Raw genomic sequence first — 6,122 nt, 5'->3', positions numbered from 1 at the left:
TCCGGCACGCGGCGGGGTTCGGGCGAGGCGAGGGAGGAAACGGCGGCGTCGGCTCCGTCGAGCCGCGGACCGAACCGGCGGGCTCGACAGTGTACCGGCCGGCCGGCGAGAACCGATACCATGCCCGCCCGCCGATCGTTTCGGTCGCCCCATCCCGCCTGCTCAATTCCCCCGCACGCCCCGTGACGTTGCCCTCGTTGCCGCTTTGTTATTGCACGAACGTGCACCCGGGCCGCAGCGTCGAGGAAGTGCTGGAGGGGCTCCGACAATTTGCGTTGCCCGTCCGCGATCGGCTGAGAGCCGCGGGGGGCGGCCCGCTGGCGGTCGGCCTGTGGTTCGCCGACCCGGTCGCCGCGACGCTCACTGGAGACGCGGACGGCCCGGCCCGTATCGCCGAGTTTCTCGAGGAGCACGATCTCTCCTGCTACACGCTCAACGCCTTTCCCTTCGGAGATTTTCATGCCGACGCGGTCAAAGCCGCCGTCTACACGCCGGACTGGGCCTCGCCGGATCGCGCCCGCTACACGCTCGACTGCTGCACAATTCTAGCCGCGCTGCTGCCGGAGGGCCGGGAGGGAAGCGTTTCGACGCTGCCGCTGGGAAGCGATCTGAACGGCCCGCTCTCCGCAGACTTCCAGACGAGCTGCATCGAAAACCTGATCCGCGTCGCCCGCGGCTTGGACGAGCTTCACGATCGCTCCGGCCGGATGATCCGATTGGCGATCGAACCGGAACCGTTCTGCCTGCTGGAGCGGACGGATCAGACGCTCGATTTCTTCCGTGAACTGAGAGCCGCCGCCGCTGGCGAACCGGGCGACGCGGCGGCGGTCCGGGATCATCTGGGCCTCTGCTATGACGTGTGCCATCAGGCCGTGGAGTTCGAAGCCCCGGCGGAGGTGGTGGCAAAGTTCGAAGCGGCCGACGTGCGGATCAACAAGGTTCAGCTCTCCTGCGCCGTCGAACTGACCGATCCCGCGGACGCCGCCGCCCGGGCGGAACTCGCCCGGTTCGCGGAACCGCGTTACCTGCACCAGACGTTCGCAGCCTCGCGGGCCGATGAAGGCTTTGAGGTCCGCGGTCGCTCGGCCGACATGACCGCGGCGCTCTGCGACGCCCCGCCCGCGGAGTTTGCGGACGCGGACGTGTGGCGGACGCACTTTCACGTGCCGATCAGCCGCACGGATCTCGGCCTGCTGAACACGACGCGGCCGGAGTTGGTCGCCGCGTTCGCGGCGATCGCGGAGCTGCCCTACGCACCGCACCTGGAAGTCGAAACCTACACCTGGCCGGTGCTGCCGGGGGCCACGCCGACGCGCGAGGAGCAGATCGAGGGCATCGCCGCCGAGCTGATCGCGGCGGCCGAACTCGCCGCCGCAGCGACCGCTTCGCCGGCGTGAGCGAGCGAGTCGACCCAAACAAAGCCGCGGGCGGCGAACCCGTCTCGAAGCCGTTGCCCTGGCGGGCGACGGCGTTGTGTATCCTGCTGTCGATCCTCTGGGGCGGCACCCCGGCGAGCATTCGCGTCGCGGGGGACAGCGTTCCGCCGCTGTTCGGCGCGGCGATCCGCTTCGGTCTCGCGAGCCTGTTCATGCTCGTCTGGTGCGCCGCGCGGCAGGAGCGGCTGCGTCCCCGCCGCCATGAGTGGCGGCCGTGCGGGCTGCTGGGACTATTTATGTTCGCGCAGATCGCCCTGTATCACATCGGGGTGGACGCCACGAACGCCTCGCACGCGGCCCTGTTCATCAACACGTTCGTCTTCTGGGTCGCGGTCATCGAGCACTTCGTCACCCGGCACGATCGGCTGACGTTCGTGCGTTGGATCGGACTGGCCTGCGCCGTGTGCGGGGTCTGCACGGTGCTGCTGACCGCACGAGGCCCGATCACCGGCGACGGCGATCCGCCGTCGATCCGCGGCGACCTCATCACCGCGATCTCGGGGCTGCTGCTGGGAATCAAGATCGTGGTGACGAAACGCATGGTGCGCGTCGTCCCGCCGGGCACGCTGATCCTCTGGCACGACATCTTCGGCGCGATGCTGTTGCTGGCGGCCGCGGTCGCGTTCGAGACGTTCGATCCGACACGGCTCACCACCGCGGCTGTGCTCGCGCTGCTCTATCAGGGGCTGTTGGTCGGCGGTTTGTGCTTCGGTGCGCAGACGGCTTTGCTGGAGACGTACTCCGCGAGCCGGGTGACGGCGTTCAACGCGGCGACGCCGGTGTGGGGCGTGGGGATCGCGATCGTGCTGCTGGGCGATCCGCTTTCCCCCTGGCTCTTCGTCGCGGCGGGGGCGGTGGCGGTCGGCATCGTGCTGATCAACCGACGGCCGCGAGAGGCGGGCGACGCGTCGGTTAGCCGCCCTCTCGAAGAGAACGGCTAACGCTGCGACCCGCGCGGGCGTACACTCCGCACGACCCTCACGGACGGATTCGGCGGAGCGAACGGAGTGCAGATCAGTTGGCAGCCGGAACCCTTTCAAGCGTTCGGACCCAATCCGTTCGCCGCCCCCGGTCCGCCGGCCCCGCTGCACGTGGTCGAGGCCCGTCAGAAGAAAACTTTGAAGGATCGCATGCGGGCCGCCTGCCCGCGGCGTCCGGGCGTCTACGGAATGGTCGATGCGGCCGGGCGATTGATCTACGTCGGTAAGTCGAAGGCGCTGCGAACCCGCCTGCTGAGCTACTTCGGCAAGAGCGCCCAGGGGGAGAAGGCTGCGAAGATCATCCGCGAGACGCGGACGCTGGTCTGGGAGGAGACCGGCACCGACTTCGCCAGTTTGCTCCGCGAGTTGCAGCTCATTCGCACCTGGCGCCCCCGCTGGAACGTGAAGGACCAGCCGCGGAGCCGACGGCCGCGGTACCTGTGCGTCGGCCGCGGGCCGGCTCGCTGCGTGTTCGTCACGACCGCCCCGCCGAAAGACGCCGTCGCCTTCGGTCCCTTTCGGGGTCGGCGATTACTGACGACCGCGGCGGAGGCGTTGAACCATCACTTCGGCCTGCGGGATTGCACCGGCAAGGTCACGCTGCACTGGGCCGATCAGGCGGAGCTATTCCCCTCGGACAAGCGCCCCGGTTGCCTGAGGATCGATCTGGGCACCTGCCTCGGCCCCTGTGCCGGCGCCTGCACGCGGTCGGCGTATGCGGCTCGTGAAGAGGCTTGCCTGCGTTGGCTCCGGGGCCTGAGCGAGGCCGCGGACGGAGAAGACCCCGCCGCGACGCTCGCCGAGCGGATGGGCCGGGCCGCCCGGGAGATGCGGTTCGAGACCGCGGCCAAACTGCGCGACAGCGCCGCGGCGGTCGAATGGCTGGCGACCCGTTTGGCCGATCTGCGGACGGTGCGCGAGACGTTTCACTTCGTCTACCCGACCGTCGCGGGCGGCGGCGGTCCCGACGGAAAGCCGGAGAAGAACCGCGACGCCGGCGGGCCGGAGGACGGGCGACGGCTCTGGTATCTGATCGAACGCGGGCACGTTGCGGGGGTGGTGCACGACCCCGTCGCGGATCGCCGGCGTCGCAAGCCGGCCGAGCGGGCGCTCGCCGCCTGGGTGGACGACGGGCGGCTGCTGCCGCGACATCACATCCCGCCGCACCCCACGGTCAATCTCACCGGGCACTGGTTCCGCACCAAGCCGGAAGAGTTAGGGGGCGTTCTCACGCCCGCCGAAGCGCTCGAAGCCTGCAGAAGCGGGTTCCTACCCGTTGGGAAGCGAGCGCGGGTCGCGGCGTAGCGCTTGCGGCTCCGCGGGGCGCCACGGCACAGTGTTCGGCCCGATTCGCACGCACTCGCATTCGCTCATGCATTCCTTCCTGCTGCTCGCCGCCCTCGCCGCAGACCCGGTTCCAACCGACGCCGCCGAGATGCCCCCGCTGGTTCGGGGGGAAGCCCCAGCGAAGACGTTGCTCGGCCAGCCGCGGGCGTTCTTTGCGGACTTCGAATCAGCCGACGTCGCGCCCTTCCAGCCGACCGACGCCGACGCCTGGAAGGTGAAAGACCAGGGAGACAACAAGGTCTTCGCCCTCACCGTTCGCAAAAGCGACTATCAGCCGCCGGTGCGCAGCCCGCACAACATCGCGCTGGTGAAGGATCTCTCTCTGACGGAGACGATCATCGACGTCGACTTCCAAAGCACGATGACGGACTACGGTCACCGGTCGCTCTGCCTGTTCTTCAACTATCAGGATCCGTCGCACTTCTATTACGTGCACTTCGGCAAGGAGGCGGACCCGCACGCCAACCAGATCTTCGTCGTGGACGGCAAGCCGCGGACGAAGATTTCCAAGACGACCACCGACGGCACGCCCTGGGACGATCAGTGGCACCACGCCCGCGTCGTAAGAAAGCCGGCGACGGGGGAGATCAGCGTCTACTTCGATGATATGGAGAACCCCGTCATGACCGCCGTCGACAAGACGTTCACGCACGGTCAGGTGGGCATCGGTTCGTTCGACGACGCCGGGGCGTTCGACAATCTGGCGGTCTACGGCCGCCCGGCGACGGACGCCGCGTCGGAGTGACGGACGCGGACCTTCCTGCGTTTCGCGCCGCGCTGCTCGACTGGTACGCCGCGCACGGCCGCGATCTGCCGTGGCGGCGGACCCGCGATCCGTATCCGATCTGGGTCAGTGAGGTGATGCTCCAGCAGACGACCGTCGCGGCGGTCGTGCCGTACTGGGAACGTTTTTTGGAGGCGTTCCCCACGGTCGAAGCCCTCGCCGCGGCGCCGGAATCCGCGGTGCTGAGATTGTGGGAGGGGCTCGGCTACTACAGCCGCGCCCGCAACCTGCACGCTGCGGCGAAGGCGGTGGTCGAGCGGGGCGAATGGCCGCGCTCCGTGGAGGGGCTGCGAGACCTGCCCGGCGTGGGGCGCTACACGGCGGGGGCGGTGGCGAGCTTCGCCTTCGGTCTGCCGGCGCCGATCGTGGAGGCGAATACGCTTCGCCTCTACGCCCGCCTGTTGGCCTACCGCGGCGACCCACGTTCGTCGGCGGGGCAGGCGGCGCTGTGGGACTTTGCCGAGCGGATCTTGCCTCCGTCCCCCTCCGAGTCGGGCGAATCCGGGTCCGGCGTGGACCCCGGACTGGTGAATCAAGCGGTGATGGAACTGGGCGGAACCGTGTGCACCGTGAAGGAGCCGCGTTGCGGAGAGTGCCCGGTGAGCGATTGGTGCGGGGCGTTCACCACAGGCTTGCAGAGCGAGATCCCGCTCCCCAAGGCACGCCCGAAGATCACGGAGGTGACCGAAGCCACCGTCGCCGTGCGGCGGGCGGACGGGGCCGTTCTCGTCCGCCAACGGGACGCCGATGAACGCTGGGCCGGCCTGTGGGATTTCCCGCGGTTCGAGCCTCCGTCCGAACTCACGACGAACGTGCCCACGCTGGACGCCCGACAGCCGGCGCTGCCGCTGGGAGACGGCGACACGCCCTTGCTAGCGTGGTTGTCGACTGCGGTTCAGGAGCAAACCGGGGTGCGATGCGAGGTGGGCGCCGGCCTGTTGGAGATCCGGCATGGCGTCACCCGATACCGCATCCGCCTGCTGTGCTACGGCGGAACGCGGCTCGGCGGTCGGCTCCGATCGGGAGCAACGATGCGTTGGATCCAGCCGGCGGCGTTGACGGACCTGCCGCTGTCGAAGACCGGCCGCCAGTTTGCGACGCGATTGGCCGATCTGTCGTGGGAGGGCGACAGCCCGTAGACTGTGCTTCGCCACCGCCCGCCCCCTGGGTTCCCCATGTCCGACGTCCCGCCGATTCGCACCGTCGAATCACCGGAGGAAGGGGAACCGCGGTCCTGGTGGGTCACGGCGCTGGCCGCGCTGGGGCTGGGCACCGCGGAGGGCACCGGGGGCATGGGCGTTTCGCTGGCGGTGCACGGGGTCGTCTTGCTCGCGATGGCGCTGTGGGCGGTGGACGCCCAGATCGACGGCGGCGGGTTGACGCTCTCCCTGACGCCCGGCGCCGACGACACCGCGGAGCTGGAGCTGATCGACACCCAGTTCGAGGAATCCGGCGGCAGTCCGCTGGTGATGACGGCGCCGCCCATGGAGTTGATGCAGGAGGACGCCCCCGGCGTCCCGGTCGAGTTGCTGACTACCGCGGCGGGCGGCACGGACGAGGGCGCTGGAACCGGGG

General features: G+C 69.3%; 6 protein-coding genes. All 6 read left to right on the top strand.

The window, feature by feature from the left end:
- Positions 1 to 182: 182 nt before the first annotated feature.
- Positions 183 to 1,397, top strand: a complete 1,215-nt coding sequence (eboE, locus tag LzC2_RS19600) for a metabolite traffic protein EboE (protein ID WP_171189723.1) — start codon at positions 183 to 185, stop codon at positions 1,395 to 1,397.
- The gene (locus tag LzC2_RS19595; RefSeq protein ID WP_171189722.1) at positions 1,394 to 2,377 is read left to right on the top strand and encodes a DMT family transporter; all 984 of its coding nucleotides are present in this window, start codon (positions 1,394 to 1,396) and stop codon (positions 2,375 to 2,377) included. The genes eboE and LzC2_RS19595 overlap by 4 nt, the downstream gene beginning before the upstream one ends.
- 66 nt (positions 2,378 to 2,443) lie before the next feature.
- Positions 2,444 to 3,721, top strand: coding sequence for a GIY-YIG nuclease family protein (locus LzC2_RS19590; RefSeq protein WP_171189721.1), 1,278 nt, complete (start codon positions 2,444 to 2,446; stop codon positions 3,719 to 3,721).
- Positions 3,722 to 3,788: 67 nt separating this feature from the next.
- Positions 3,789 to 4,508, top strand: a complete 720-nt coding sequence (locus LzC2_RS19585; RefSeq protein WP_171189720.1) for a hypothetical protein — start codon at positions 3,789 to 3,791, stop codon at positions 4,506 to 4,508.
- Positions 4,505 to 5,686 (top strand): A/G-specific adenine glycosylase, encoded by a 1,182-nt coding sequence (gene mutY / locus LzC2_RS19580; RefSeq protein ID WP_171189719.1) that lies wholly within the window; start codon positions 4,505 to 4,507, stop codon positions 5,684 to 5,686. The genes LzC2_RS19585 and mutY overlap by 4 nt, the downstream gene beginning before the upstream one ends.
- 36 nt (positions 5,687 to 5,722) lie before the next feature.
- Positions 5,723 to 6,122, top strand: a 400-nt coding sequence (locus LzC2_RS19575; protein WP_206678816.1) for a hypothetical protein, incomplete at its 3' end; no start/stop codon positions are given.

Origin of the sequence: Alienimonas chondri, from assembly GCF_013036045.1 — a bacterium.
GTDB lineage: Bacteria > Planctomycetota > Planctomycetia > Planctomycetales > Planctomycetaceae > Alienimonas > Alienimonas chondri.
This window is presented reverse-complemented; position numbering and strand designations above follow the sequence as displayed.

What these genes read in the sequence shown, in the direction of transcription:
- LzC2_RS19585 (WP_171189720.1), top strand. Translation starts at nt 3,789, where the DNA reads ATGCATTCCTTCCTGCTGCTCGCCGCCCTCGCCGCAGACCCGGTTCCA.